This window comes from Photobacterium sp. S4TG1, assembly GCF_036040035.1.
GTDB lineage: Bacteria > Pseudomonadota > Gammaproteobacteria > Enterobacterales > Vibrionaceae > Photobacterium.
In genome coordinates this window covers 26,979-51,694 of sequence record NZ_JAYXUH010000024.1, presented here as the reverse complement: position 1 = coordinate 51,694, position 24,716 = coordinate 26,979, and the positions used below count along the sequence as shown (strand labels likewise).

23 protein-coding genes are annotated in these 24,716 nt (G+C 40.5%); 8 read left to right on the top strand and 15 right to left on the bottom strand.

All coding sequences use genetic code 11. The features are described from left to right. Positions 1 to 528 precede the first annotated feature (528 nt). From cysQ to cysG, 6 genes are read right to left on the bottom strand one after another with little or no spacing between them, the layout of a single operon-like run. The gene (gene cysQ / locus VXS03_RS19075) at positions 529 to 1,266 is read right to left on the bottom strand and encodes a 3'(2'),5'-bisphosphate nucleotidase CysQ (protein ID WP_327765409.1); all 738 of its coding nucleotides are present in this window, start codon (positions 1,264 to 1,266) and stop codon (positions 529 to 531) included. 24 nt (positions 1,267 to 1,290) lie between these two features. Further along, the gene (gene cysC / locus VXS03_RS19070) at positions 1,291 to 1,914 is read right to left on the bottom strand and encodes an adenylyl-sulfate kinase (protein ID WP_327765408.1); all 624 of its coding nucleotides are present in this window, start codon (positions 1,912 to 1,914) and stop codon (positions 1,291 to 1,293) included. Positions 1,915 to 1,933: 19 nt separating this feature from the next. After that, positions 1,934 to 3,664: an SLC13 family permease gene (locus VXS03_RS19065; protein ID WP_327765407.1), complete on the bottom strand. Its 1,731-nt coding sequence runs from the start codon at positions 3,662 to 3,664 to the stop codon at positions 1,934 to 1,936. A 5-nt stretch (positions 3,665 to 3,669) separates the two neighbouring features. Beyond that, complete coding sequence (gene cysN / locus VXS03_RS19060; RefSeq protein WP_327765406.1) at positions 3,670 to 5,091, bottom strand: sulfate adenylyltransferase subunit CysN; 1,422 nt, start codon at positions 5,089 to 5,091, stop codon at positions 3,670 to 3,672. A gap of 10 nt (positions 5,092 to 5,101) precedes the next feature. Further along, positions 5,102 to 6,010 carry a sulfate adenylyltransferase subunit CysD gene (gene cysD / locus VXS03_RS19055; RefSeq protein ID WP_327765405.1) on the bottom strand — a complete coding sequence of 303 codons (909 nt, stop codon included), beginning with the start codon at positions 6,008 to 6,010 and terminating at the stop codon, positions 5,102 to 5,104. Positions 6,011 to 6,023: 13 nt separating this feature from the next. Further along, positions 6,024 to 7,439 carry a siroheme synthase CysG gene (cysG, locus tag VXS03_RS19050; protein ID WP_327765404.1) on the bottom strand — a complete coding sequence of 472 codons (1,416 nt, stop codon included), beginning with the start codon at positions 7,437 to 7,439 and terminating at the stop codon, positions 6,024 to 6,026. A 414-nt stretch (positions 7,440 to 7,853) separates the two neighbouring features. On the opposite strand from cysG, the gene VXS03_RS19045 reads away from it, so the two are divergent. The 4 genes from VXS03_RS19045 (at position 7,854) to VXS03_RS19030 (ending at position 11,914) form a co-directional block, all read left to right on the top strand. Then, a complete protein-coding gene (locus VXS03_RS19045) occupies positions 7,854 to 9,821 on the top strand; it encodes a bifunctional 2',3'-cyclic-nucleotide 2'-phosphodiesterase/3'-nucleotidase (protein WP_327765403.1) in 1,968 nt (655 codons plus the stop codon). A gap of 93 nt (positions 9,822 to 9,914) precedes the next feature. After that, positions 9,915 to 10,511, top strand: a complete 597-nt coding sequence (locus tag VXS03_RS19040; RefSeq protein WP_327765402.1) for a Crp/Fnr family transcriptional regulator — start codon at positions 9,915 to 9,917, stop codon at positions 10,509 to 10,511. A gap of 69 nt (positions 10,512 to 10,580) precedes the next feature. Then, a complete protein-coding gene (locus VXS03_RS19035; protein WP_045040771.1) occupies positions 10,581 to 11,042 on the top strand; it encodes a GNAT family N-acetyltransferase in 462 nt (153 codons plus the stop codon). Beyond that, positions 11,042 to 11,914: a DMT family transporter gene (locus VXS03_RS19030; protein WP_327765401.1), complete on the top strand. Its 873-nt coding sequence runs from the start codon at positions 11,042 to 11,044 to the stop codon at positions 11,912 to 11,914. The genes VXS03_RS19035 and VXS03_RS19030 overlap by 1 nt, the downstream gene beginning before the upstream one ends. Positions 11,915 to 11,986: 72 nt before the next feature. On the opposite strand, the gene VXS03_RS19025 is transcribed toward VXS03_RS19030, so the two are convergent. Then, complete coding sequence (locus VXS03_RS19025; RefSeq protein WP_327765400.1) at positions 11,987 to 12,850, bottom strand: LysM-like peptidoglycan-binding domain-containing protein; 864 nt, start codon at positions 12,848 to 12,850, stop codon at positions 11,987 to 11,989. Positions 12,851 to 12,974: 124 nt separating this feature from the next. On the opposite strand from VXS03_RS19025, the gene VXS03_RS19020 reads away from it, so the two are divergent. After that, a complete protein-coding gene (locus VXS03_RS19020; RefSeq protein ID WP_327765399.1) occupies positions 12,975 to 13,595 on the top strand; it encodes an FKBP-type peptidyl-prolyl cis-trans isomerase in 621 nt (206 codons plus the stop codon). Between the two features lie 177 nt (positions 13,596 to 13,772). Then, positions 13,773 to 14,264: a DUF2780 domain-containing protein gene (locus tag VXS03_RS19015; RefSeq protein WP_080158641.1), complete on the top strand. Its 492-nt coding sequence runs from the start codon at positions 13,773 to 13,775 to the stop codon at positions 14,262 to 14,264. A gap of 81 nt (positions 14,265 to 14,345) precedes the next feature. On the opposite strand, the gene VXS03_RS19010 is transcribed toward VXS03_RS19015, so the two are convergent. From VXS03_RS19010 to VXS03_RS18975, 8 genes are all read right to left on the bottom strand, one after another. After that, positions 14,346 to 15,110 carry a phosphoadenylyl-sulfate reductase gene (locus VXS03_RS19010; protein ID WP_327765398.1) on the bottom strand — a complete coding sequence of 255 codons (765 nt, stop codon included), beginning with the start codon at positions 15,108 to 15,110 and terminating at the stop codon, positions 14,346 to 14,348. Continuing rightward, on the bottom strand, positions 15,103 to 16,794 hold the full coding sequence (cysI, locus tag VXS03_RS19005) for an assimilatory sulfite reductase (NADPH) hemoprotein subunit (RefSeq protein WP_327765397.1): 1,692 nt from the start codon (positions 16,792 to 16,794) through the stop codon (positions 15,103 to 15,105). The genes VXS03_RS19010 and cysI overlap by 8 nt, the downstream gene beginning before the upstream one ends. Beyond that, positions 16,794 to 18,608: an assimilatory sulfite reductase (NADPH) flavoprotein subunit gene (locus VXS03_RS19000; protein ID WP_327765396.1), complete on the bottom strand. Its 1,815-nt coding sequence runs from the start codon at positions 18,606 to 18,608 to the stop codon at positions 16,794 to 16,796. Before VXS03_RS19000 ends, cysI begins: the two co-directional genes overlap by 1 nt. 166 nt (positions 18,609 to 18,774) lie before the next feature. Continuing rightward, entirely contained in the window at positions 18,775 to 19,005 is a 231-nt protein-coding gene (locus VXS03_RS18995; protein WP_080158645.1) for a thymidylate kinase, read from the bottom strand. 154 nt (positions 19,006 to 19,159) lie between these two features. Continuing rightward, on the bottom strand, positions 19,160 to 19,786 hold the full coding sequence (locus tag VXS03_RS18990) for a TIGR04219 family outer membrane beta-barrel protein (RefSeq protein ID WP_327765395.1): 627 nt from the start codon (positions 19,784 to 19,786) through the stop codon (positions 19,160 to 19,162). 85 nt (positions 19,787 to 19,871) lie between these two features. Then, positions 19,872 to 20,114 carry an envelope stress response protein PspG gene (gene pspG / locus VXS03_RS18985; protein ID WP_327765394.1) on the bottom strand — a complete coding sequence of 81 codons (243 nt, stop codon included), beginning with the start codon at positions 20,112 to 20,114 and terminating at the stop codon, positions 19,872 to 19,874. A gap of 232 nt (positions 20,115 to 20,346) precedes the next feature. Continuing rightward, positions 20,347 to 21,327: a tRNA dihydrouridine(20/20a) synthase DusA gene (gene dusA, locus VXS03_RS18980; protein WP_327765393.1), complete on the bottom strand. Its 981-nt coding sequence runs from the start codon at positions 21,325 to 21,327 to the stop codon at positions 20,347 to 20,349. Positions 21,328 to 21,669: 342 nt separating this feature from the next. After that, positions 21,670 to 22,932 (bottom strand): RidA family protein, encoded by a 1,263-nt coding sequence (locus tag VXS03_RS18975; RefSeq protein WP_327765392.1) that lies wholly within the window; start codon positions 22,930 to 22,932, stop codon positions 21,670 to 21,672. 817 nt (positions 22,933 to 23,749) lie between these two features. Between VXS03_RS18975 and zur the strand changes: the two genes are divergently transcribed. After that, on the top strand, positions 23,750 to 24,202 hold the full coding sequence (gene zur / locus VXS03_RS18970) for a zinc uptake transcriptional repressor Zur (protein ID WP_327765391.1): 453 nt from the start codon (positions 23,750 to 23,752) through the stop codon (positions 24,200 to 24,202). 221 nt (positions 24,203 to 24,423) lie between these two features. Then, the gene (locus VXS03_RS18965; RefSeq protein WP_080158651.1) at positions 24,424 to 24,630 is read left to right on the top strand and encodes a cold-shock protein; all 207 of its coding nucleotides are present in this window, start codon (positions 24,424 to 24,426) and stop codon (positions 24,628 to 24,630) included. Positions 24,631 to 24,716 lie beyond the last annotated feature (86 nt).

Below are 24,716 nucleotides of genomic sequence, written 5' to 3'. Positions count from 1 at the left end.
ACTATTCAACGAGTGCCCACACAGATTGCATGGTCAAATTGTTAAAGAACGTTAGCACAATACGTCGTATCGGCTGAGGCTGCGTATATTACTCCGCACCAATTTAAAGTCAACAAGTTTTTTAAAATTATTTTTAAAACCCTTTAATGACCTGCCTTGCGTAAGATATATTTTATATTTCTTACCATTTGAATATAAATCAAATCAAGACTGCGATTTTCACACTTTAAATTGAAGATAAAACCTCAAATAACCTTGTGATTTTTTATAAACCGCTTACCTACAAGTTATACACAGGTTGTAATCAAATTACTAACTGCACGTATTCCGTGTCGTTGGGGTGCATTATAGAGAGAATAAGCAGGATGACAATTGTTTATTTACTTTTTTGATGCGAATGCTAGTAATACCAACCAAAAGCCACAAAAGAGTCAATATTCATACAATAACGCTATTAAACAATAGTCGCTATTTAAAAATAGTGTTGAGTATTTAATCAATCGGTGACATTTAGTTAATTGTATATAGTTAAGAGACAACAAAATAAGGATTTAATAGCGACTCTCGATCATAACGAAGGGGAAAACCATCCAGATCATTCACTGTAGCGCCTGCACTTTCAGCGATACATTGACCAGCAGCAGTATCCCACATCATTGTTGGTCCTAAGCGCGGGTAATATTGAGCTCGCCCTTCGGCCACTAAGCAAAACTTTAATGATGATCCCACTGCCACTAATTTATGAGCTCCTAGTTGTTGAAGATAAGCCTCTAACTCAACCGAAGGATGTGAACGACTACCAACCACAGTTGGTATAGTTGAAGGTAAAAGACGAATGACCTCTTTACCTGCTTTAGTCACTAGCCAAGCTGTTTCTCCATCACCCAGCCATGCTTTATTTAATGCGGGAGCATAAACAACAGCTAAAATAGGTTTTCCATTTTCAATAAACGCAATATTAACGGTAAACTCACCGTTCTTATTAATAAATTCTTTAGTTCCATCCAATGGGTCCACCAGCCAAAAAGATTGCCAATGTTGACGCTGTTGCCAATCGGTCTGTGGCGACTCTTCAGATAAGATAGGAATATCGGGTGTCAGTTGTTGTAGCTGATTAATGATAATTTCATTTGCGGCAAGGTCAGCAATAGTGACCGGACTATTATCTGCCTTATTTTCAATCGCTATATTACTGTGATAATGCGTCATTATCGATTTACCCGCATCCAATGCGGTAGTGTATATAGCATCAAGTAATGTTGTCACTTACGGTACTCCTATTACCGATGATCACGCAATAATACTTCGACTACGTAAAGCATTAATACATTGCTCAACCAATTCATGAATATTATGACTATCAGCGGCTAAATGAATTTCAGGTTGTAAAGGCAATTGGTAGTCTGCATCAATACCTGTAAATTGCTTTATTTCACCCGCTCGTGCTTTTTTATATAACCCTTTAGGATCGCGCTTTTCGCATTCAGCTAAAGGAGTATCAACAAACACTTCAATAAACTCACCGTGTGGCAGTAAATCTCGTACTATTTGTCTTTCTTCACGATGAGGAGATATAAACGCACTCAGTACGATCAATCCTGAATCTGCCATCAATGTGGCAACCTCACCGATACGACGAATATTTTCTCGTCGATCTTGAGCAGAAAAGCCAAGATCTTTACACAAACCATGGCGAACATTATCACCATCTAATAAATAGGTATGATAACCCAATGCCAAGAGTCTATGTTCAAGAGCGCCAGCAATTGTCGATTTTCCAGCACCACTCAATCCAGTAAACCATAACACACAAGGCTGCTGCTGCTTTTGCTGTCCTCGCTGCTCTTTAGTCACACTATAACTATGCCAGACAATATTATTGTTATCGTCATGGGACTTCGTTGTCGAATTCATAACATATTCCATTGTTAATTTAGTTAAAAGGGAAGACGACTGGGATCAAGATCAATACTACGGCGGAATACACTATTGAAAGAGGTAACCCCAGTTTTAGATAATCTCGAATTTTATAATTACCAACGCTGTAAACGAGTAAATTCGTTTGATAACCATACGGTGAAATAAAACTCGCACTAGCACCAAACAGTACCGCCATAATAAAAGGCATCGGATCGACACCATAGCCTAGCGCCAAGCTATAACTTATTGGGAACGCTAATGCAGCGGCAGCGTTATTAGTGATCAACTCAGTCAAGATTAATGTAAGTAAGTAAACTGCAATTAATCCACCATACACACCCCAACCATTAAATGCGGTAATAAGTGCTTGGCCCATTTGCTGTGATAAGCCACTGGTAATCATTAATTGTGCCAGTGTTAATGCCGAACCTACAATCACTACAATATCAATCGGAAATCGACGTCGAAGCTCATTAAAAGAGATGATCCCCAGTACTACCAGCACCAATAAATAAACCGCTAGTCCTTTAATTAATGGTAACCAACCAACTAAAGCCAATACAATCACGCTTAAAAAACCAACTAATACAGTTGTACTACGATGGCTATCTAGACGAGCACTTGAATCAAGGCCATTCACCAGCACAAACTCACGCTCTAGCATTGCTTGTTTTTGGTTAAATAATCTTCCCGGTACGATCACCAGCGTATCACCCGCGCGTAATTCAATATTACCCAAGCCACCAGCTAACCGTTCATGGCCACGACGAATAGCAACCACAACTGCATCAAAATTCTCTCTAAATTGAGTGCTTTTTAATGTTCGTCCACAAATCGCAGCAGAGTGACTAACAATAACTTCCATCATCGATTGACCATTGAGATGATGCTGACCAAATAAATGCAGTCCTTCTATTTCTTGTAAGGTGGTAACACTTTCAATATCACCACAAAACAATAATCGATCACCGGCTTGTAATTTAGTATCAGGGCAAACAGGGGCTATAGTCTTACCCTCACGGATCAGCTCAGCTAAAAATAAACGTCGCAATGCACGAAGCCCATTTTCAGTGACGCTCTTTCCTATTAACGGTGAATAACTTTTTACTCGCGCCTCTAAGAAATAAGGCAGCTGTTCTTCACTATCATCATCGTTATTCGGTAAAAAATAACTCAGTGGAATTAAAATTATTAACCCAATAACTAATACCGCTAAGCCAATCATAGTAGGTGCAAAAAACCCCAGGCTAGGTAAACCAACGTCTTCTACAAAACTATTAATAATAAGGTTAGTTGATGTACCAATTAGCGTTAATGTGCCACCTAAAATAGCGGTATAAGATAACGGCAGTAATAATTTAGAGGGAGCATGGCGTTGATTACGCTTTATCGCCCCTATTAATGACACCACCACCGCAGTGTTATTGGTAAAGGAGGACAATAATGCGGTCGATAAGCCCAGCTTAGCCACAACAGAGCTATGACCACCTTGTGAAATTTGCCGCCCAACCCAACTAATTAAGCGGGTTTTTTCAAGGGCGATGGAGACCAAGATTAATAACACTAAGGTTAATAATGATGAATTGGTAAAATTTGCGGCAATAGCAGGTAATTCAATTAAGTTTGCTTGATAACCAATAAACGCACTGCCGGCAAATAAATACGCAGGTTTAATATTCGTAGTGAGCAAGCAGAGAATAATCACTACTAGCATTGCCAGCACAGTAGCTTGTTCCCAGCTCATTCACATCACTCCAGTAATTGACCGATATCTTTCGCATCCCAATGCGGGAAATGCTTACGAACCAGTGCATTAAATTCCACTTCAAACATTGAATAACTACGACGGTTATCGATGGCTAATGGTTCACGAATTAAACCTGCACCAACAGTGACATTGGTTAATCGATCAATAATGATAAAGCCGCCAGTATCTTTACAAGTTTGATAGCTATCAACGGCAATTGCATCATGTAAGTTGAACTCACATAAACCAATGCCATTAAGGGGTAATGTCTCGGTTGCAAAGGTATCAAGACTATTAATATCAACTTGATGACGTATCGTACTTACACTACCTAGCGTTTTTTTACCTGCCACTTTAATATCATACTGACGTCCCGGCGTTAATGCGGTTTCCCCCATCCACACAATATCAGCTAGTACATTATTACTTAATGGCACTTCGTCTTCGGCTGCAATTAACGTATCACCACGACTAATATCAATTTCATCCGCTAAAGTAACCGTAATGGCCTGGCCTTTAGTTGCAAATGCTAAATCACCATCAAAAGTTACGATTCGCTCTACGGTTGATGTTTTTCCTGATGGTAATGCTGTTACTCGTTGCCCTACCTTTAGTTCACCTGAGGCTAATGTGCCAGCAAAGCCACGAAAGTCGAGATTAGGACGGTTTACATATTGAACAGGAAAACGTAACACTGGCGAGTCATCATCAGTGAATAAATCAACTTGCTCTAATAATGTTAATAGTGGTTCGCCTTGATACCACGCCATCTTGGCACTTTGACTAACAACGTTATCGCCTTCTAAGGCAGATAATGGCAATAATTGAATATTAATCTTAGGATTGAGTTTTTTTGAAAACTGAAGGTATTGCTGCTGAATGTCTTCAAACCGTGTTTGGTCAAAATCAACCAAATCCATTTTATTGACTGCCACAATAAATTGGCGAATACCGAGTAAACTGGCGATATAAGAATGACGGCGAGTTTGATCTAATACCCCTTTACGAGCATCAATTAAAATAACCGCTACATCACAGGTTGAAGCACCGGTTGCCATATTACGGGTGTACTGCTCATGCCCTGGTGTATCAGCAATAATAAACTTACGCGCTTTAGTTGAGAAATAACGGTAAGCAACGTCAATAGTGATCCCTTGTTCACGCTCTGCTTGTAAACCATCGACTAATAACGCTAAGTCTGGCTTATCGCCCGTAGTACCGACTTTTTGGCTGTCGGTATGAATTGCCGCTAATTGATCTTCATAAATTTGGTGAGAATCATGCAGCAAACGACCAATGAGGGTACTTTTACCGTCATCAACGGAGCCACAGGTTAAAAATCGTAGCAGTGACTTATTATGATGTTGATCGAGATAAGCTTCGATTCCAAGCTCTGCGACCTGTTGTTCTATCACACTGTTCATTTATCTCTCCTTAGAAGTAACCTTGGCGTTTTTTCAATTCCATTGAGCCAGATTGATCATGATCGATAGCCCGCCCTTGACGTTCACTGGAAGTCGCCACCAGCATTTCTTCAATAATCCCCGGTAAAGTATCAGCCGTTGATTCCACCGCTCCTGTTAATGGATAACACCCTAAGGTTCTAAAACGGACGCTTTTTTGTTGAATAGTCTCGCCGGGGTGTAATTCTAGGCGATCATCATCAACCATGATCAACATTCCATCCCGTTCAACAACTGGCCGTACTTGAGATAAATACAACGGTACAATTTCAATTTGCTCTAAGAAGATATATTGCCAAATATCAAGTTCAGTCCAATTGGAGAGTGGAAACACGCGAATGCTTTCACCTTTATTAATTTGACCGTTATAGGTTTTCCATAATTCAGGGCGTTGGTTTTTTGGATCCCAGCTATGGTTTTTATCGCGGAAGGAATAGACTCGCTCTTTCGCACGTGATTTCTCTTCATCACGCCGAGCGCCACCAAACGCAGCATCAAATCCATATTTATCGAGAGCTTGTTTTAAGCCTTGGGTTTTCATAATGTCGGTATGCTTTGATGAACCATGGGTAAATGGCCCTACTCCCATCGCCACCCCTTCTGGGTTCTGATGGACTAATAAATCAAAACCGTATTTTTCAGCGGCACGGTCTCGAAATTCAATCATTTCGCGAAACTTCCATGTGGTATCGACATGCAATAGTGGAAATGGAATTTTACCCGGATAAAAAGCCTTACGGGCTAAATGCAACATCACGGATGAATCTTTACCTATGGAATACATCATGACTGGGTTATCAAACTCAGCCGCAACTTCACGCAAAATATGAATACTTTCGGCTTCAAGCTGCTTGAGGTGGGTTAAACGTTTAGGGTCCATCACTCTCTCCATGTTATGCCAGTTTCACTGCCGCTTCAGGTTGCGGCAGTAACTGTTCCTTTGTTGTGAACCAAGCTAATTTATGTGATAACTTTACGACTTCACCGACAACAATTAATGATGGTGATGCAGCATGTTGTGCTAAATCAGCAAGTTCATGTAATTGTCCGGTTAATACTTTTTGAGTGGCTTGTGTGCCACGTTCAATAATCGCAATAGGGGTATTAGGGGCGCGACCGTGTTGTAATAACTGCTGTTGAATATGACTGGATTTCATTAGCCCCATGTAGATAACTAATGTTTGATTACCACGCGCTAATGTTAACCAATCAAGTTGTTTACCATCAGGCTTTAAGTGCCCAGTAATAAACATTGCGGTTTGAGCATAATCACGGTGAGTTAATGGAATACCAGCATACGCTGTCGCACCAGCTGCAGCTGTAATTCCAGGAACAACTTGAAAATCAATCCCGGCCTCTACCAGCACTTCTAATTCTTCAGCGCCACGCCCAAATACAAACGGATCACCCCCTTTAAGTCGCACCACACGTTTGCCTTGTTGAGCATATTCAACAATCAATTGGTTGGTTTGTTCTTGTGGCACACTGTGAAAACCGGCTTTTTTACCAACACAAACAAGTTCTGCATCACGACGTACCAACGCCATCACTTCATCGGAGACAAGATAGTCATACAACACCACATCTGCTTGCTGCATTAATTGCAACCCACGTAAGGTTAGTAACCCCGCATCACCAGGGCCGGCACCAATTAACGCAACTTGCCCAACAGGTGACGTGTGCTGTTGTAACTGTTGATGTAATGCTTGTTGGGCTTCACTATGACGACCGACAGCAACCAAATCTGCAAAGCGACCATTAAATGCTTGCTCCCAAAAGGCGCGACGGCTAGAAAAGGTAGAAATCTTGGTGGCGAGATAATCACGAAAACCACCCGCAAGAGTTGCCATTTTGCCTAAATGCTGTGGCAATGTTGCTTCTAGTTTTTGACGCAATAAACGCGCTAAAACGGGCGCTTTACCCGATGATGAAATAGCAACAATGATCGGTGAGCGATCAACAATAGAAGGCACAATAAAACTACAACGTTGAGTATCATCCACTACATTGACTAACACTTGACGTTGATTAGCTGATTGGTAAACCAAAGCATTCAGCGCTTTATGTGGCGTTGCGGCAATGGCTAGAAAAATTCCATCAAGATTTGCGGGAGAAAATGTGTCACCAACAAAGCGGATCTTGTTAGCAGCAATCGCCGTGGTAAAATCAGCATTAAGCTTAGACGCGATAACCCCCACATCGGCACCCGCTTTTAATAACATTTGTGTTTTTCGCCAAGCGCTATTACCACCACCGACAACCAAACAGGGTCGACGCTTTAAATCCGCAAATATTGGTAAATAATCCATTGTTAACTCTCCTTGGTGTTCTGTAACCACTATAGAGAGCTCGGAATATTACTTGAAATTCTAAAGTTTCATTTTTTATATCAAAAAGTTTGGTTATTAATTCAACAATCCTCGATTAATACCCAAATAGAATGATCAACCGCAAATAAATATAAAGCAGATATAAATAGCTAATAGTAAGCAAAATGAAGGATATTCAAATATCACTTCGAACCTAAGTTATGCCTTTTCTTTCTTAATTGAATCAGCACCATTTCTTTTTAAATCAAATATTGCGATTTTTTCACCGCTTAATAATGGTTATGCATATAAAAAATGAGAGTTAAAGCACAATTACGTGACGGATTCAGATAGTAACTGCACAAGATTTGTTATTTTAAGCGCACTTTCCTTACCTACCCTTTGGAGAAACACATGACACTATCTGTTAAGCCTTTATCAATCGCTGTTTTAGGCGGTTTGCTATTACTAGCAGGCCCTGCAAATGCAGAAACGATTAAATTACGTATTCTTGAAACAACAGATATTCATACAAATGTAATGGATTACGATTACTACAAAGATAAGCCGACTGATAAAACGGGGTTAGTCCGTACAGCGACCTTGGTTGAAAAAGCACGCGCTGAAGTCATTAATAGCGTGTTAGTCGATAACGGTGATTTGTTGCAAGGTAGCCCTATGGGTGACTACATGGCAGCAAAAGGTATTAAAAAAGGCGAAGTGCACCCTGTCTATAAAGTGATGAACCAACTCGGTTATGCGGTAGGTAACATTGGTAACCATGAATTTAACTATGGGCTTGAGTTCCTTGATACCAGTATTGAGGGCGCAAATTTCCCTTATATCAATGCCAATGTTTATGATTTAAAAACCGGTAAAAATTTATTTACCCCTTACCTTATTCAGGATTACACCTTTAAAGATAACGATGGCAACAACCAAAAATTAAAAATTGGTTACATTGGCTTTGTTCCGCCACAAATTATGGTGTGGGATAAAAACAATCTTGAAGGCAAAGTAGAAGCAAAAGACATTAAGCAAACTGCAGAGAAATTCATTCCTCAAATGAAAGCCGAAGGCGCTGATATTATTATCGCCATTCCACACTCTGGCGTTTCAGCAGACCCTTATAAAGTCGGCGCAGAAAACTCGGTCTACTTCCTAACCCAAGTAAAAGGGATTGATGCAATCGCATTTGGTCACTCGCATGCGGTATTCCCAAGTAAAGATTTTGCAAGCTTACCTGGTGCTGATATCAACAAAGGCACCATCAATGGTATTCCTGCAGTAATGCCTGGTCGCTGGGGTGATCATGTGGGTATTATGGATTTGGTGTTAGACAAAGACGGTAATAGCTGGAAAGTGACCTCAGCTCAAACTGAAGCACGCCCTATTTTTGATAAAGTGACTCAAAAATCATTAATCAAAGCTGATCCTAAATTAGTCGCGGCAGTAAAAATTGATCATAACGCCACCCGTAATTTTGTTAACCAGCCAATTGGTAAAGCAAGTGATGTGATGTACAGCTACCTCGCTTTAGTGCAGGACGATCCAACGGTACAAATTGTTAATTTGGCACAAAAAGATTACGTTGAACGCTTTATTCAAGGTGATCCCGACCTTGATGGTTTACCAGTATTATCAGCCGCGGCACCATTTAAAGCTGGCGGTCGTGGTAATGACGCAGGTAACTACACCGAAGTAGAAGCGGGACAACTGACGTTCCGTAACGCGGCTGATTTATACTTATATCCTAATACGCTAGTTGCAATGAAGGTAAAAGGTAAGGACGTTCAAGAATGGCTAGAATGTTCAGCGGCACAATTTAATCAAATTGATGTTAACAGTGATAAACCACAAGGGCTTATTAATTGGGATGGTTTCCGTACTTACAACTTCGATATCATTGATGGCGTGAAATACAACATTGATATTTCACAACCGGCAAAATACGACGGTGAGTGTAAGCTGATTAATCCTGCTGCAAATCGTATTAAAGACTTAAGCTTTAATGGCAAACCGATTGATTTAGAGCAGACGTTCTTAGTCGCGACCAATAACTACCGAGCTTACAGTGGTAAATTTGCAGGTACAGGCGAAGCGTTCGTTGCCTTTGCATCACCAGATGAAAACCGTACTGTTTTGTCGGATTACATTAGTCGTGTGAGCAAACAAAAAGGCCAGGTTGTACCAAGTGCAGATAATAACTGGCACTTTACGCCACTGAAAAGTGATAAGAAGTTAAAGATTCAATTTGAAACGGCGAACAGCGATAAAGCCGCACAATTTATTAAAGATAAAGGTCAATATCCAATGCAGCAGGTAACGACAACGCCGGGTGGGTTTGCTATTTATCAATTAGATTTACAAACGAGTAAATAACCTCCTTAGGAAAATATCCACATACCGCAGCCTTGGTTGCGGTATTTTTTTGATACACTTCAATTAACATTCTTTTTATACATTAACGCGTTTATGTCTTTCGATAATCATGCTAAATTAGCCGCTTTCTTAGCCCAATTAGGTGCAGATGCTGCCACCATTAATGATGTCATAGCGGTAGCTGAACCTTTAGATCTTCCAACTCGCCATATTTTATTACATCAAGGACAAACCCAAACCCATTGTTATTTTTTACTAAACGGATTGTGCCATGCGTGTTATTTAACTGAGCAAGGTAAACAATTCAGTAAAGAGTTCTATTGGGATCAAGATGTCATCATTGGCTTTGAAAGCTTAATTAATGATGCGCCCTCAGCCTATTTATTAGAAACATTATCCGCCAGCCAATTAATCATGTTACCCATTACCCTATTTCAGCAATGGCGTCAGCAGCAGCACCCGCTGTATCAGACCTTATTAGAACGTCAATTACTGCATAAAGAGCACAAAGAACGCTTTATGCTCATGCATACTCCGAAGCAACGGTTACAACTGTTTAGTGATCATTTCCCCGAGTTAGTTGGGCGCATAACCGATTACCAATTGGCTTCTTATTTAGGTATTACTTCCATTAGTTTAAGTCGAATCAAAAAACGGCTCGCGAGTAGTGAAATTAATCCTAAAAATTAACCATTGTTAACTTCATTGTTGGCGTAAATCGGTACACTACTCACATCATACCGAATCAGGACGTTAATCATGACGACATGGCAGTGTTTACCCTTTGACGAGCTCACAACCCACCAGCTCTATGATCTATTAAAACTACGCTCAGAGATTTTTTGCGTTGAACAAAATTGTGTCTATCCCGATCTTGATGATCACGACCGCGCTCCAAATGTGTTCCATCTGCTAGGTTACGTAAACAATGAACTTGTCGCATACCTACGTTTATTAGCCCCTGGCGTTACTTATGATAATGTCAGTATTGGACGAGTTGTAGTAACACCAAGTCAGCGTAAACATGGTTTAGGACATCAATTATTACGTCAGGGATTAACCCATGCCGAGAAAATTTGGCCACAACAGCTAATTGAAATAGGTGCTCAACAATATTTAGTCGCGTTCTATCAGTCTCATGGCTTCACTCAAACCTCAGACATGTACCTTGAAGATGGCATTCCCCATGTTGATATGCAGTTATTACAAGATCCCACCTAATGCGCTGGTCTGCGGTTTCAATCGGTATTGCTATTTTAATTTGCGGTAATTTATCGTCATCACTGTCAGATGTGGCAGTAAAATTATTAGACGGTAGCGTATCGGCATTTCAGTATATGTTTATTCGCCAACTATTGAGTGTGATCCTGATTGCGCCATTATGGCTACGATTACCCTCAGCTCAGCGTGATATTGGTCATTGGAAAGTCAATGCAATTCGCGCTCACCTCGTGTTAGCTGGCAGTGGTCTCTTACTGATCGCACTGACTTACCTACCATTAGCAACTGCCAACGCTTTGTTTTATGCGGCACCGTTGCTAATGTTACCGTTATCAATGTTGGTATTAGGTGAGCGCCCCAATAAAGAAAAAGTGATCGCCACTGCAATCGGTTTTGTTGGTATCGTCATTGTGTTACGCCCCGATCAATTTCATTGGGCTGCATTTGCTGGATTAGGCACAGCTTCAACATTAGCGTTATACAATGTATTAGTACGTAAATTGCCACCGCAGCAACCGATAATTAGCACCCTTTTTTGGACAGGTATTTTATCGTTACCCATATCAAGCCTATTAGCCTACCAATATTGGCAACCACTACAGCCCAAACAATGGTTATTGATTGCGGCAAGTGCGTTATTTACATTAGGTTATCAAGGCTGTTGTGTTGCGGCTTACCGTCAAAGTGAGACTTATAAGATTGGACTTGCGGAGTATTCAGGGCTTATTTTTGTCGCGATATTTGGTTATTTATGGTTTGACGAGATTCCCGATCTACTCACGGGATTAGGAATTTTATTGATCATTCTACCAATGGCACCATGGCCAAAGATTCGTCGCTCACCACAAAGCCTGAGCCATAACGCAGATTAAACATTTATCACTTAAAAATAATAAGCCGCCTTAACTGGCGGCTTATTGATTTAACATACAACCATTGTGAATTTATTGACGATAAAAACGGCCACTAGCATTAACTGCATACGAAGCAGAAACACCATTACCTAGAATTTGTAAGCCACTAATTTCACCACGGCTGTTTTGACGATAACGTAACGTCTGTCCAGCTTGAATACGGCTAATAGGTTTACCCGCCCCTTCAACTTTTGCGATAGCATAAAGATCCCCGAGAGGTAGTCCTTTATTACGGAAAATATTCGCTAATGTATCTCCCGCTGGCACTTTATAACTATACCATTGGTTCGCGGCACCCACGGGCTGCTGAGTGGCCTTTGGCGTCGATACTGATGTCGTCTGTGCCGTAGTTTTTGCTGCTACCACAGGTTTATGCGTTTTAGAATCAATGGTATAAACCTTACCTCCATTAATCGGGTAGATTTTTGAGGTCATCGGTTTACGCTCAGGTGCAGGACCACGATCTTCCATTCCCCCCGTCGCTTTCATACCTGAATCTTCTTTAATATCAGCACTGTCTAATACAACATCGGTACGTTTAACCGCACTTTGCTTACCATTGCCATTGGGATTATTTTCAGTTTGAGCATTAGGCTCCGACGTCACCTGGCTTGCCACATCGCTATTGCCTAAATTTAAAACTATATCACGACGCATCGGGACACTGTTAGATTGCCCTTCTAATTCTTTAGTTGATGGTAGCATTAACGCGCCAATAAATACGGGCACAATAATGACTAACGCCCAACGATGAAAACGAGGGAAACGCTGCCATACCTGACTTACACCAGATACACGCTCACTGCATTTTGCCTTTATTGCGCCAATATTGAGTTTTATTGGCGGTTGCTGGTTAGCGTTTTTTTTATTTGAACGGCGATTTACCTTTCCCATATACAGCACTCCAAAGCTTCATATGTCACGCAATTAGCGAATATTGGTTACAAACATTTACCCGATGGGGGCTAAACTGTTATCCTGCCAGCTATAATTCATTCTACATTAAGAGATGACAATAATGTCTGACGTTAAACTAGATACAATTGAGACTAAAGCAAGCTACGGTATTGGTCTACAAATGGGCCAACAACTAGCACAAAGCGGTCTTGAAGGCCTAAACGTAGCAGCTATTGCTAAAGGTATCGCAACTTCTCTAGCTGGCGAAATGCCAGAAATCGAAGTTGATGACATCAACAATGCACTACGTGAACTTCACACCGCAGCAGATGCAGCTCGTCAAGAACAAGCTAAACTAGCTGCCGCTGATGGCGAAGCATTCCTAGCTGAAAATGCACAACGTGCAGAAGTTACAGTAACTGATTCTGGTCTTCAGTACGAAGTTCTTGTTGAAGGTACTGGCGAAATTCCAACTTCAGACAAGCAAGTTCGTGTGCACTACCACGGTATGCTAACAGATGGCACTGTTTTTGACAGCTCTGTCTCTCGTGGTCAACCAGCAGAATTCCCTGTAACTGGCGTTATCGCTGGTTGGGTTGAAGCTCTTCAAATGATGCCAGTAGGTTCTAAGTGGAAACTATCTATTCCACAAAACCTAGCTTACGGTGAGCGCGGCGCAGGTGCTGCTATCCCTCCGTATGCGGCACTAGTATTTGAAGTAGAGCTTTTAGATATTCTATAAGATATCAAGCTTGAACAAATAAATAAACGGCGCTATAAGCGCCGTTTTTTATACCTATATGTCATTCAAATAACAAAAAATCATTGCAACAAGGCAAATCTTCACTAGGATTGACATACCCAAGTCAATTTCTGATTTAAAAGACTTCGGTATTAATCTTTACTAAGGAGTCTCCCCATGAAAAAACGTCGTATCGTAACGACTGTTGCAGCAGTTGCATTGCTATCATCAAGCGCCATGAGTTACGCTTTTAGCTTATCTGATATTTTCGGTGGCGAAAGTGCCGATCAAGTGGTTAGCCAAGTTGCAGAAAACCCGCTAACAAAAACACTGATTTCTGAACTCGGTGTTAAACCAGAACAAGCTGCAGGTGGTGCAGGCGCATTACTTGGTATGGCGGCAAGTCAACTTTCAGGCCCACAAGGAAGCGAACTGGCTAAATTGATCCCTGGCGCTGAAAAATTAACGGACTCATTACCAATGGGATTAGGTCAGCTGCTTAGCAACCAAGCTAACATTGATAAAGTGTTCTCTGTTCTGGGTATGGATCCTGCGATGATTAATAAATTTATTCCGGTTATTACTCAATTCTTAGGTCAACAAGGTGCAAGTAATGCGCTTTTAGGCGCACTAGATAAAGTATGGGCTCCTGCAGCTGCAGCAAAATAATCTTATTCTTGTCTAAATAACCTACAAGGCAGCGTCGATACGCTGCCTTGTTTTTATTTATTATCCCAACACAAAACGAAACTAAATCCCCGAACCTTGTGATTCAGTGTCATTGTCTTCATGCAAACCACATTCACGCTTCAAACCAAAAAAGCGCGTCTCTTGTTCTGTCATTCCTGGTTGCCATTTCACCGTAGTATGAATATCCCCCACAGATAAATAATCGTGGTGTTTTAACGGATGATAAGGTAATTGATGTTGCAGCAAGTAAGCATCAATATCATCATTGGTCCAATCAATCACAGGCAAAAATTTAAAACGACCATTTTGAATCGCTAACACAGGTAGTGTTGCTCGCGAATCTGCTTGCTCACGACGTAATCCTGAAAACCATGTTCCAACATTCAGCTCACTCAATGCCCGCCGCATCGGCTCTACTTTGTTTAACTGGTTATATTGCTTAATACCTTCAACACCTTGCAGCCATAATTGACCATAACGAGCTTCTTGCCATGCTGCGCTGTGCTGAGCTCGATAAATATGCAGATTTAAATGAAGCCGCTCAGTTAAACTATCAATGAACTGGTACGTTTCGGTAAATAAATACCCGGTATCCGTTAATATCACCGCAATCTTTGGCTTAATCTCTGTGACTAAGTGCAACATCACAGCCGATTGAATCCCAAAGCTAGATGCTAATGCAAACTCTCCTTCAAGATTATCAAGCGCCCATTGCACGCGCTGTTGAGCGGTCATGGTTTCCAGCGTGGCATTAATTTCAGCCAGCTGAATAATTTGACTCACTTTTGGCAGTTCAAGTAACTCAGCCAGTTGAAATTTAGGCATAAAAATCCCTCATCGATATTTTTACTTCATCAATAATGCCAGCACGAATAGTGAAATCACCAAAGCCTTCATTCTGTTGACGCTCTGTAGCCCAACGTCCGACTAAACTATCCATCTCATCCATTATTTGCGCTACGGTAATATTCTCGCGGTACATTTTAGGTACTCGAGTGCCATTACGGTTACCACCTAAATGCAAGTTATAACGCCCAGGCGCTTTACCCACTAAGCCTATTTCAGCCAACATCGCGCGCCCACAGCCATTAGGACACCCGGTTACCCGTAAAATAATATTTTCATCATCATCTAAGCCGTGCTTTTCTAAAACAGCTTCAACATCAGTCACAAATTCAGGAAGGAAACGTTCGGCTTCCGCCATGGCTAATGGACAGGTTGGAAGAGAGACACATGCCATTGAGTTTTTTCGCTGCTCACTGACACTGTCATCCATCAAACCATGATCTCGCGCGATCTTCTCGATCTTGACTTTGTCTTTTGCTAACACTCCAGCAACAATCAAGTTTTGATTGGCCGTCATTCTAAAATCACCGCGATGTACCTTGGCTATTGCAGCCATACCGCTTTTAAGAGGTTTATTAGGGGTATCCAATAAACGGCCATTTTCAATAAATAACGCTAAATGATGTTTACCATCAATGCCCTCAACCCAACCAATTCGATCACCACGATCGGTAAACTCATATGGTCGACTGACTTCAAAGGTAATCCCGGCCCGTGACTCAACTTCTGCTTTAAATACATCCACGCCAACCCGATCAAGAGTGTATTTAGTTTTGGCATTTTTACGGTTAGAACGGTTACCCCAATCACGTTGGGTGGTAACGACTGCAGCCGCAACATCTAAGGTTTTAGCCAATGGAATAAAGCCAAAATCATCAGCACGACGAGGATAAGTTGAATGATCACCGTGAGTCATAGCCAGACCACCACCAACTAACACATTAAAACCCACTAACTGCCCATTTTCTGCAATCGCAATAAAGTTCAAATCATTAGCATGGACATCAACATCATTTTGCGGCGGAATAACCACTGTAGTTTTAAACTTACGCGGTAGATAGTTACTGCCTAAAATGGGTTCTTCATCGGTTGTTTCAAGCTTTTCACCGTCTAACCAAATTTCGGCATAAGCACGTGTTTTCGGCAGTAAATGTTCACTAATTTTTTTTGCCCACTCATACGCTTGTTGGTGAAGCTCAGATTCAACAGGGTTGGTGGTACACAACACGTTACGATTTACATCCCCCGCCGTTGCGATGGAATCAATACCAATACTATTTAGTGTTTGGTGCATCAGTTTAATATTGGGTTTCAGCACTCCATGGAACTGAAATGTTTGACGGGTCGTTAAACGAATACTGCCATACGAGGTATGCTCATCAGCAAATTTATCAATTGCTAACCATTGTTCAGGAGTGATCACGCCCCCCGGCATTCGCGCCCGTAACATCACATTCTGAAGCGGTTCTAATTTTTGTTTAGCACGTTCAGCGCGAATATCGCGATCATCTTGCTGATACATGCCATGAAAGCGAATTAATTGAAAGTTATCAGCGCTAAATCCCCCAGTAATACGATCATCAAGATCTTGCTCTATAGTACCGCGAAGAAAATTGCTTTGACGTTTTAGACGCTCATTGTCTGATAGTTTTTGATCTGTCATTAGTACACATCCCTTTGATAGCGCTTAGTTTTACGCAGCTCATTGAGATACTGCTCGGCTTGCTCGCGTGTTTGATTTCCTTGCTGCTCAATAACGGTTAACAAGGCTTGATGGACATCTTTTGCCATATGGGCTGCATCACCACACACGTAAATATGAGATCCCTCTTGTAGCCACTGCCATACTTGTGGTGCTTGTTCTAAGATGCGGTGTTGAACGTAAACTTTCTCAGCTTGATCACGACTAAAAGCCACATCCATTTGAGTCACAACGCCAGATTTTAAATATTTTTGCCACTCAACTTGATACAAAAAATCTTCAGTAAAGGTTCTGTCTCCAAAAAATAACCAATTCTTACCACTTGCTTCACGGTTTTCACGCTCTTGAACAAAAGCACGGAACGGGGCAATACCCGTTCCCGGGCCAATCATGATCACGGGTGTATTATCATCAACAGGCAAGTTAAAGTTATTATTGGTTTCAACAAACACTTTCACCGCAGCGCCTTCTGCTAGACGTTGCGCTAAAAAACTTGATGCACCACCTTGGCGTTGCTCGTCGCCTTGGGAAAATTCAACCACACCAACCGTTAAATGCACTTCTTCGCCCACTTCTTGTTGACTGGAAGCAATAGAATATAAACGGGGAGTTAAACGGCGTAATAAACCGATTAATTGCTCTGCGGTTAAAGCAGCTTTCTTCTCAGCGAGTACATCAATGATTTGAGTATTAGCAGAATACTTGCGCAGCTTTTCACGATCATCCACCAGCTTTTGTAATTTTTTGCTGTCAGATATTTCTGCATATTTAGTTACAAGCTGTGGATTTGATGCAGTAATTTCATAATGGCTAATCAACGCATCACGAATAGATAAGTTACAGCCATCAACCTCAACGACTGTTGTAGCATCTAAGGCAAGTTTCGCTAATATGGCATCAACTAATTGTGGATCATTTTCAAACCACACCCCTAGCGCGTCACCCGCTTGATAGCTTAAACCGGAACCTTCTAAATCAATTTCAATATGGCGTACATCTTTATCTGAATTACGGCCAGTGATTTTCTGGCTTACTAATAAACTGGCCGTGTAAGGATTTTGCTTATTATAAGTCGCAACAGCTGTGGCCTTTTGTCCCACGGGTAACTGAACGACTTCTGCTTCACCGGTTGATAAGGTTTGTTTGGTTTTAACTAATACTTGTGTACGCCACTCAGTGGCAGCCGCTTCATAGTCAACATCACAATCAAGCCGCTCCAGCATCGATTTCGCTCCAAGTTTCGCTAAGTAGCTATCAAAATCTTTAGCGGTTTGGCAGAAAAATTCATAACTAGAATCGCCTAACCCAATCACGGCATAGTGCAAATTCGATAATTGAGGCGCTTTTTTAGACTGTAGAAACTGATGGAGTTCTATTGCATCATCAGGAGCTTCACCTTCTCCATGTGTTGAAGCAACAATAATGACATGGGTTTCTTTACTGAGATTTTTACCCTTATAATCCCCCGCCGACACCAGATTCACTGCAATATCTTGCGATTGAGCTTGCTGTTGTAACGTTTGGGCAACACCTTTAGCATTGCCTGTTTGTGAGGCATAAATAATGGTTAGAGTACCTGCTGGTTTTGCAGCAGCCAGTACGTTTGATGCAGGAACAGATGCCGTTGTTGATGATTGAGATTGGCTCAACCCCCAAAAATAGCCACTGATCCAAGCCAGTTGTTGTGGTGATGATTCTGCAGCGGCTAGCTTAAGCTGATCTATTTGTTGATCATTAAGTGGGCTAGCTAAAGCTGATAGTTGGTTAATTGACATAGCACGACGATCCCTATTCATTGCGTTATGTTAGAGTAGCCATTTAAACTAATAACAAGAAAGAATAGATAAGAATGTTTTATAACCATTTGTAAGGTTAATCGTACAAAAAAACCAAATAGCGATAACACTATTTGGTTTTAGAATGGAGAAATAAAGGCAGGATTTAGTATTCGTCAGCAATTCTAACTTGTTGAAAACCAACTTCAAATGCTTGTTGAGTAGCACTATCAACATCACCATAGCATTGTTCACTACCACTAATATCAGTTAATGGCACCAAACCGCCGCGACGATGACGAAATTCAACAATATAACCACTATTAATTGATGGTTCGATGAGTGCCTCGACAAGATCTTGGTCAGCGTATAGGTGTTTCAATTCAGTTAATGTCATCACTTACTCCTCCCTAATACTGATATTGTGCATCACACATAAAATCAGTTTGCTTACCTTTAAAAGTGGTACATAAACGGGATTAGCGCCAATAAAAAAACCACGAAATAATCGTGGTTTTATAATTAGATCACACAATGAAAGCTGAAGTTAATTAGAAATCAACTTCTACGCCAGCAAACCAACCATCTAGGTCAACATCACCAGATGTTGATTTTTTAAAGTCATAATCCATCATACGGTAACCCGCACGAAGGTTAAGATCTGCTGCGATTAAATCTAATGTGAATTTCACACCCGCTTGGCCATCAAACAAACTTGTACCATCGTATTTACCCGCATTCGCTTGAGCAAATACTGATAATGGTGTTGCTGGAATACCTAGCTCAGCAGCAGCATAAACTGTTGGCTGCCAATCACTAAAACTGTTCTGGTGTTGAATTTGAACACCAGCAAACTTAGTCATTGTTAGACCTAAATCTAACGCAACTAAGTCATTATCAAGAATTTCATAATAAGCGGTGAAATCACTTTGCTCAAAATTCACATTCCCAGTATCAATATTATTGTAGCGTACCATTACGTTTGGCACTAAAGGAATAAAGTGCTCAAAAGATGCATAGTAAGATGTTGATGTATCGTCACTTTTTTGGCCAGCTACTTTTGCGTTTGTAAACCATGCATCCGCACCCACTTTAACACCAAGTAAAGTATCTGCTTGTGCAGGAAGGGCTGCTGCTAGCGTCATTGCCGCTGCAATTGAAAGCACCACTTTTTTCATTCGAGTCTCCGCTCTTATAATTTTATGTAATTAATCGCACAAAATTATATCAGAAGCAGTATGAAAACTCTGCAATCAATCGTCATTAATAGCGGCGGCGACGAGACATACGTTCTTGATGCTGTTTGTCAGCATTACGCTCGCGAAAAAACCAAATACCTAATGCTATCAATACGATCCACGGTAATAACTTAAAGACTAACCCCAACATACCAACAACGGCCATAACCGCAAAACCGGCTGCAACCGCAATCAGAACGCCAATCAAACTAACACCGGTAAATATCAGTACCAATGTAAAAGCAACCAAAAAGAGGAACTCAAACATAGATTATCCTTTTTTATAACTGCGGTATCCACATGAAACCCCAGTGCTATCTTTATTATTACTCACAATATTGCACAATTCACGCCAACTCTAATATAAATATTTTATTTTATTTTTCATACAGATAAAAAAATACCAATTCAATAACGAATTGGCATTTACTATTTATTGGTCAATCTCACCTAATACTAAGTAAAACTCACCACTATAATCACGTTAATAGTGCGTATGACTACACATCTAACTCGGCAGGGATTTTCGCTAATGCCTGTTGTACTACTTCAATTCCCGCCCCTGGCTTATGTGCATTTTCACTAATATAACGACGCCATTGGCGCGCACCCGCCATATTTTGGAATAGACCTAGCATATGACGAGTAATATGACCTAAGTATGAACCGTTCGCTAATTGTTGCTCGATATATGGATACATAGCTTCAACCACTTCACGACGCTTCATTACTGGGCGGTGACTGCCAAATAAACGCTGATCCACTTCTGCCATCAGATAAGGGCTTTGGTAAGCTTCACGCCCCACCATTACACCATCCATATATTTAAGGTGCTGTTCCATTTCTTCAAAAGTTTTAATGCCACCGTTGATTGCCATGGTTAACTGTGGAAAGTCTTGCTTTAATTGGTAAACACGTGGGTAATCAAGTTCTGGAATTTCACGATTTTCTTTTGGGCTTAAGCCTTTTAGCCATGCTTTACGGGCGTGAATAGTAAAATTATCACAACCACCTTTTTCTGATACGGTTTGAATAAAGTGAGTTAAGAACTCATAAGAATCTTGATCATCAATACCAATACGGGTTTTAACAGTAACAGGAATATCAGCGACTTCACGCATTGCAGCAACACATTGCGCCACCAACTCAGCTTCACCCATTAAACAAGCACCAAACATACCGTTTTGAACGCGATCAGATGGACAACCAACGTTTAAGTTGATCTCATCATAACCACGATCTGCTGCTAATTTAGCACAACGCGCAAGATCAACCGGATTTGAGCCACCCAGTTGTAATGCTAATGGATGCTCTTCTTCGTTATACGCCAGAAAATCACCTTTGCCGTGAATAATTGCGCCTGTCGTTACCATTTCGGTATACAACAGAGCTTCTTTACTCATTAAACGATGAAAATAACGGCAATGACGATCAGTCCAATCCAGCATCGGTGCGACAGAAAAACGAGCAGATGGGTACATATTACAATATTCCTTTCATATTAAGTGGTTATGGCAAATACCACTTACGGGTACTGCAATATACTTCATCCCAATATCGACTATTGTTAGCGATAAGGGACGGATGAGGGACAGTTTAGGAGGCATAAACGGTCCCTAAAATATCTTTTGAGGCGCGGATTCTACCCTAAAATAGTTATTGTCACCATGATTAGACAGGGATCGCCGTCAACCCATGATTAGTTTAATAATACTTAAAATACCTAAAGGATTATTAAATAAAGTATATAAACAAGAAAAGCCATATTCATTCATCAATATGGCTTTTCATAATAACAACATCATTTATCGTGGCTCTTTTTATTACACGGCAGGAGGAGTGCCTTCGCCGTTAGATACAATTGCATCCATTTGTACTAAAGCACCCATCGCGATGGTAGAAACGCCAATAACGGTTCTAGCCGGAAGTTGCTCATTAAAGAACGTCGTATAAACGTCATTAACCGCATCAAGATCTGCCATATTTGTAAGTTGAATATTGATCTTAACGATATCATCCATTACATGATCCACACTTTCAACTATCGCTTTAATATTTGCTAAGCATTGTCTTGCTTGTTCATTAACACCGCCATCAACAAGCTTACCTGTCATCGCGTTTAACGGTAACTGCCCAGAAATATTATTATAATGTGAAAATGCTACGGTTTGAGAAGATAATGAGGTTTGAGGCGCGGCATGTGTATTGTTAGCTTCGATCACCAAGCCATGACGATCTTCAACCGCTTGTGGTGGTGTTCCATCGCCATGAGAAACCGTTGCATCGATCTGCACTAATGCACCCATTGGTAATCCTTCAACTGCAATCACTGATCGAGCGGGCATATAGCCACATGTTCGTGCAATTCCCGCATCAGGGAAATAGCAACGATAGACTTCATTGATCGCATCAATATCGGCCAAATTTTTAAGATAAATATTAATTTTCACGATATCGTCAGCAGGCACATCAATCGCTTCTAGAATACTCTTAATATTTTTTAAACACTGCCCTGTCTGATCTTTTACGCCACCAGTAATCATATTCCCTGTTTTAGGATCAAGCGGTGATTGGGCTGAAATATGGTTGTAATGCGAGAAGGCAACAGTCTGAGTCGATACATCACAGTTAGGAGCATTGGCTGTATTGCGGGCAATTTTAACAAGATCACAGGGAGATTGTGTACCAGAGCCTTCACCATTAGATATCACGGCATCCATTTGGACTAATGCGTCAGACATGGGTAATGCTGCTACGCTCATCACAGCACGCGTCGGTAAATAACGCGGGAAAAACGTTGCATAAACATCATCAACACACTCAAGATCGGTAATGTTTTTAAGGTACACATTAATTTTAATAACATCATGCATTGAATGATCAATACTTTCGACAATAGCCTTAATATTATTTAAGCATTGTGTAGCCTGTTCAGTAACACCACCATCAACAATTTTTCCACTTTTAACATCCACCGGTAATTGTGCAGAAATATTATTGTAATGCGAAAATGCAACAGTTTGTGTTGCCACCAAGTCGCAAGGCGCTGTTGCTGTATTGCGTGATAATTTAATAATACCGCTCATCTTGTTTATCTCCATTTAACATTAATGACGAGATAATATTACAGATCATAAGCAAGTAAAAAATCGCTCACATCACAACTTCCTAAATCTTCCAAATAATTGTATTTTATAAAAATTATATAGATAGTTAATATTTAGTCAGTAGAACTAAAATTTATATTTGTTTACTGATTCAATATATTACATCGTGACCAACAGGCTCAATATCCAGCCATTTAGGTATAAAACCTCTTTTTTAAATAACAAAAAAGGCCTTGAACAGTATTCAAGGCCTTTTTCTAAATTCTTTTCGCTGTCGGTCTATAATTGACCTTACTGCAAAATGTTACTTCATCATATTACCACTTTTGTACATTGTAGAAAATACAGGCGTGTAAAGAGCAACAATTTTAGTAATGATAACAGACATTTTTTTTACCTTAAAGATTAAGCATTTTATATATAACCATTGCCTAATCACGAATATTCAAGGCGTCGGTCACGTTTCGATGGGCGTCATTATAGGTATTTTAAATCACTTGAGAAATGAAAAAAAACACAACCTTGGCATTAGTTTTTATAATGCAAAAATCATATCATTCTCAATATTTATATCACCTATTTATTCTTCGCTACTATTCTCAATAATGAATAATTAAAAGAGATGATAAGTTGTTTGCCATCCATCCTTTTACTGACATCCATTTTTACTTTCCTTGATATAACGTGATCATTTACACGGAATCTTTGCTCTTAATTACGGTTACTTACTAAGTGTGGGTATGTTTTTAGACAGCTGTGATAAAATAAAAACTCAATGACGTTTTTTTGAGGCTCTATGACGGTTCAAACTCAACTGCTAGCTAAAGCACAACAGCTCTGTGAGCAACGAGGGGTAAGAATGACCCCGCAGCGATTAAAAGTACTGGCACTGATCATTAATCATCATAGTTCTATTAGTGCTTATGAGTTACTTGATTTACTCAAAGCATCAGAACCACAAGCAAAACCACCGACAGTATATCGCGCCTTAGATTTTCTGTTAGCGCAAGGGTTCGTGCATAAAGTTGAATCAACTAACAGCTATATTGCATGTTGTGTACTTGGCCATGCTGATCATTGTTCACAATTATTAATTTGTGATGAGTGTGGGTTTGTTGAAGAAATTCATGATGATGAGCTCGCCAAGCTTTTACGCCAAAAATCAGAACAGTATGGCTTTATGATTAAGCATCACGTCGTTGAAAGTCATGGTGTTTGTCACAAATGTCAGCAAACTAAAAACGATTAATACATCTTTTGTGCTGTCACAATTCGTGATGGCACCTTCTGATATTTCTCCCCCTCCTGACCGCGCCTTTCTCTTTAAAGTTAATTAACGTTAGCTAAGACATAAAAGCACAATAAAACACTACTCATTGTCATAAATTCGATCTAGACTGAACCCGTCATAAGCACCTAGTTACCTATAAACTGTAACTACTACGATTAGTCTATAAGGGAAAGACGTACATGAGTAAACTGACTGGAACCGTAAAGTGGTTCAACGATGATAAAGGCTTTGGTTTTATTTCTGCTGCCGATGGTAAAGATGTGTTTGTTCACTTCAGTGCTATTCAAGCGCAAGGACGTAAAACATTACGTGAAGGCCAAAGTGTTGAATTTATCGTAACTGATGGTCAGAAAGGCCCACAGGCTAGCGACGTTATCACGCTGTAATTTAAGCTAACGCCAAAAATAAAAAACGCCGCAATCATAACGACTGCGGCGTTTTATTTTATCGGTCAATCACATTAACCAATAAG

Excerpts from the sequence above, each read along its gene's own strand:
- cysC (WP_327765408.1), bottom strand. The coding sequence starts at position 1,914 with ATGAATTCGACAACGAAGTCCCATGACGATAACAATAATATTGTCTGG.
- VXS03_RS19065 (WP_327765407.1), bottom strand. The coding sequence starts at position 3,664 with ATGAGCTGGGAACAAGCTACTGTGCTGGCAATGCTAGTAGTGATTATT.
- cysN (WP_327765406.1), bottom strand. The coding sequence starts at position 5,091 with ATGAACAGTGTGATAGAACAACAGGTCGCAGAGCTTGGAATCGAAGCT.
- cysD (WP_327765405.1), bottom strand. The coding sequence starts at position 6,010 with ATGGACCCTAAACGTTTAACCCACCTCAAGCAGCTTGAAGCCGAAAGT.
- cysG (WP_327765404.1), bottom strand. The coding sequence starts at position 7,439 with ATGGATTATTTACCAATATTTGCGGATTTAAAGCGTCGACCCTGTTTG.
- VXS03_RS19045 (WP_327765403.1), top strand. The coding sequence starts at position 7,854 with ATGACACTATCTGTTAAGCCTTTATCAATCGCTGTTTTAGGCGGTTTG.
- VXS03_RS19040 (WP_327765402.1), top strand. The coding sequence starts at position 9,915 with ATGTCTTTCGATAATCATGCTAAATTAGCCGCTTTCTTAGCCCAATTA.
- VXS03_RS19035 (WP_045040771.1), top strand. The coding sequence starts at position 10,581 with ATGACGACATGGCAGTGTTTACCCTTTGACGAGCTCACAACCCACCAG.
- VXS03_RS19030 (WP_327765401.1), top strand. The coding sequence starts at position 11,042 with ATGCGCTGGTCTGCGGTTTCAATCGGTATTGCTATTTTAATTTGCGGT.
- VXS03_RS19025 (WP_327765400.1), bottom strand. The coding sequence starts at position 12,850 with ATGGGAAAGGTAAATCGCCGTTCAAATAAAAAAAACGCTAACCAGCAA.
- VXS03_RS19020 (WP_327765399.1), top strand. The coding sequence starts at position 12,975 with ATGTCTGACGTTAAACTAGATACAATTGAGACTAAAGCAAGCTACGGT.
- VXS03_RS19015 (WP_080158641.1), top strand. The coding sequence starts at position 13,773 with ATGAAAAAACGTCGTATCGTAACGACTGTTGCAGCAGTTGCATTGCTA.
- VXS03_RS19010 (WP_327765398.1), bottom strand. The coding sequence starts at position 15,110 with ATGCCTAAATTTCAACTGGCTGAGTTACTTGAACTGCCAAAAGTGAGT.
- cysI (WP_327765397.1), bottom strand. The coding sequence starts at position 16,794 with ATGACAGATCAAAAACTATCAGACAATGAGCGTCTAAAACGTCAAAGC.
- VXS03_RS19000 (WP_327765396.1), bottom strand. The coding sequence starts at position 18,608 with ATGTCAATTAACCAACTATCAGCTTTAGCTAGCCCACTTAATGATCAA.
- VXS03_RS18995 (WP_080158645.1), bottom strand. The coding sequence starts at position 19,005 with ATGACATTAACTGAATTGAAACACCTATACGCTGACCAAGATCTTGTC.
- VXS03_RS18990 (WP_327765395.1), bottom strand. The coding sequence starts at position 19,786 with ATGAAAAAAGTGGTGCTTTCAATTGCAGCGGCAATGACGCTAGCAGCA.
- pspG (WP_327765394.1), bottom strand. The coding sequence starts at position 20,114 with ATGTTTGAGTTCCTCTTTTTGGTTGCTTTTACATTGGTACTGATATTT.
- dusA (WP_327765393.1), bottom strand. The coding sequence starts at position 21,327 with ATGTACCCATCTGCTCGTTTTTCTGTCGCACCGATGCTGGATTGGACT.
- VXS03_RS18975 (WP_327765392.1), bottom strand. The coding sequence starts at position 22,932 with ATGAGCGGTATTATTAAATTATCACGCAATACAGCAACAGCGCCTTGC.
- zur (WP_327765391.1), top strand. The coding sequence starts at position 23,750 with ATGACGGTTCAAACTCAACTGCTAGCTAAAGCACAACAGCTCTGTGAG.
- VXS03_RS18965 (WP_080158651.1), top strand. The coding sequence starts at position 24,424 with ATGAGTAAACTGACTGGAACCGTAAAGTGGTTCAACGATGATAAAGGC.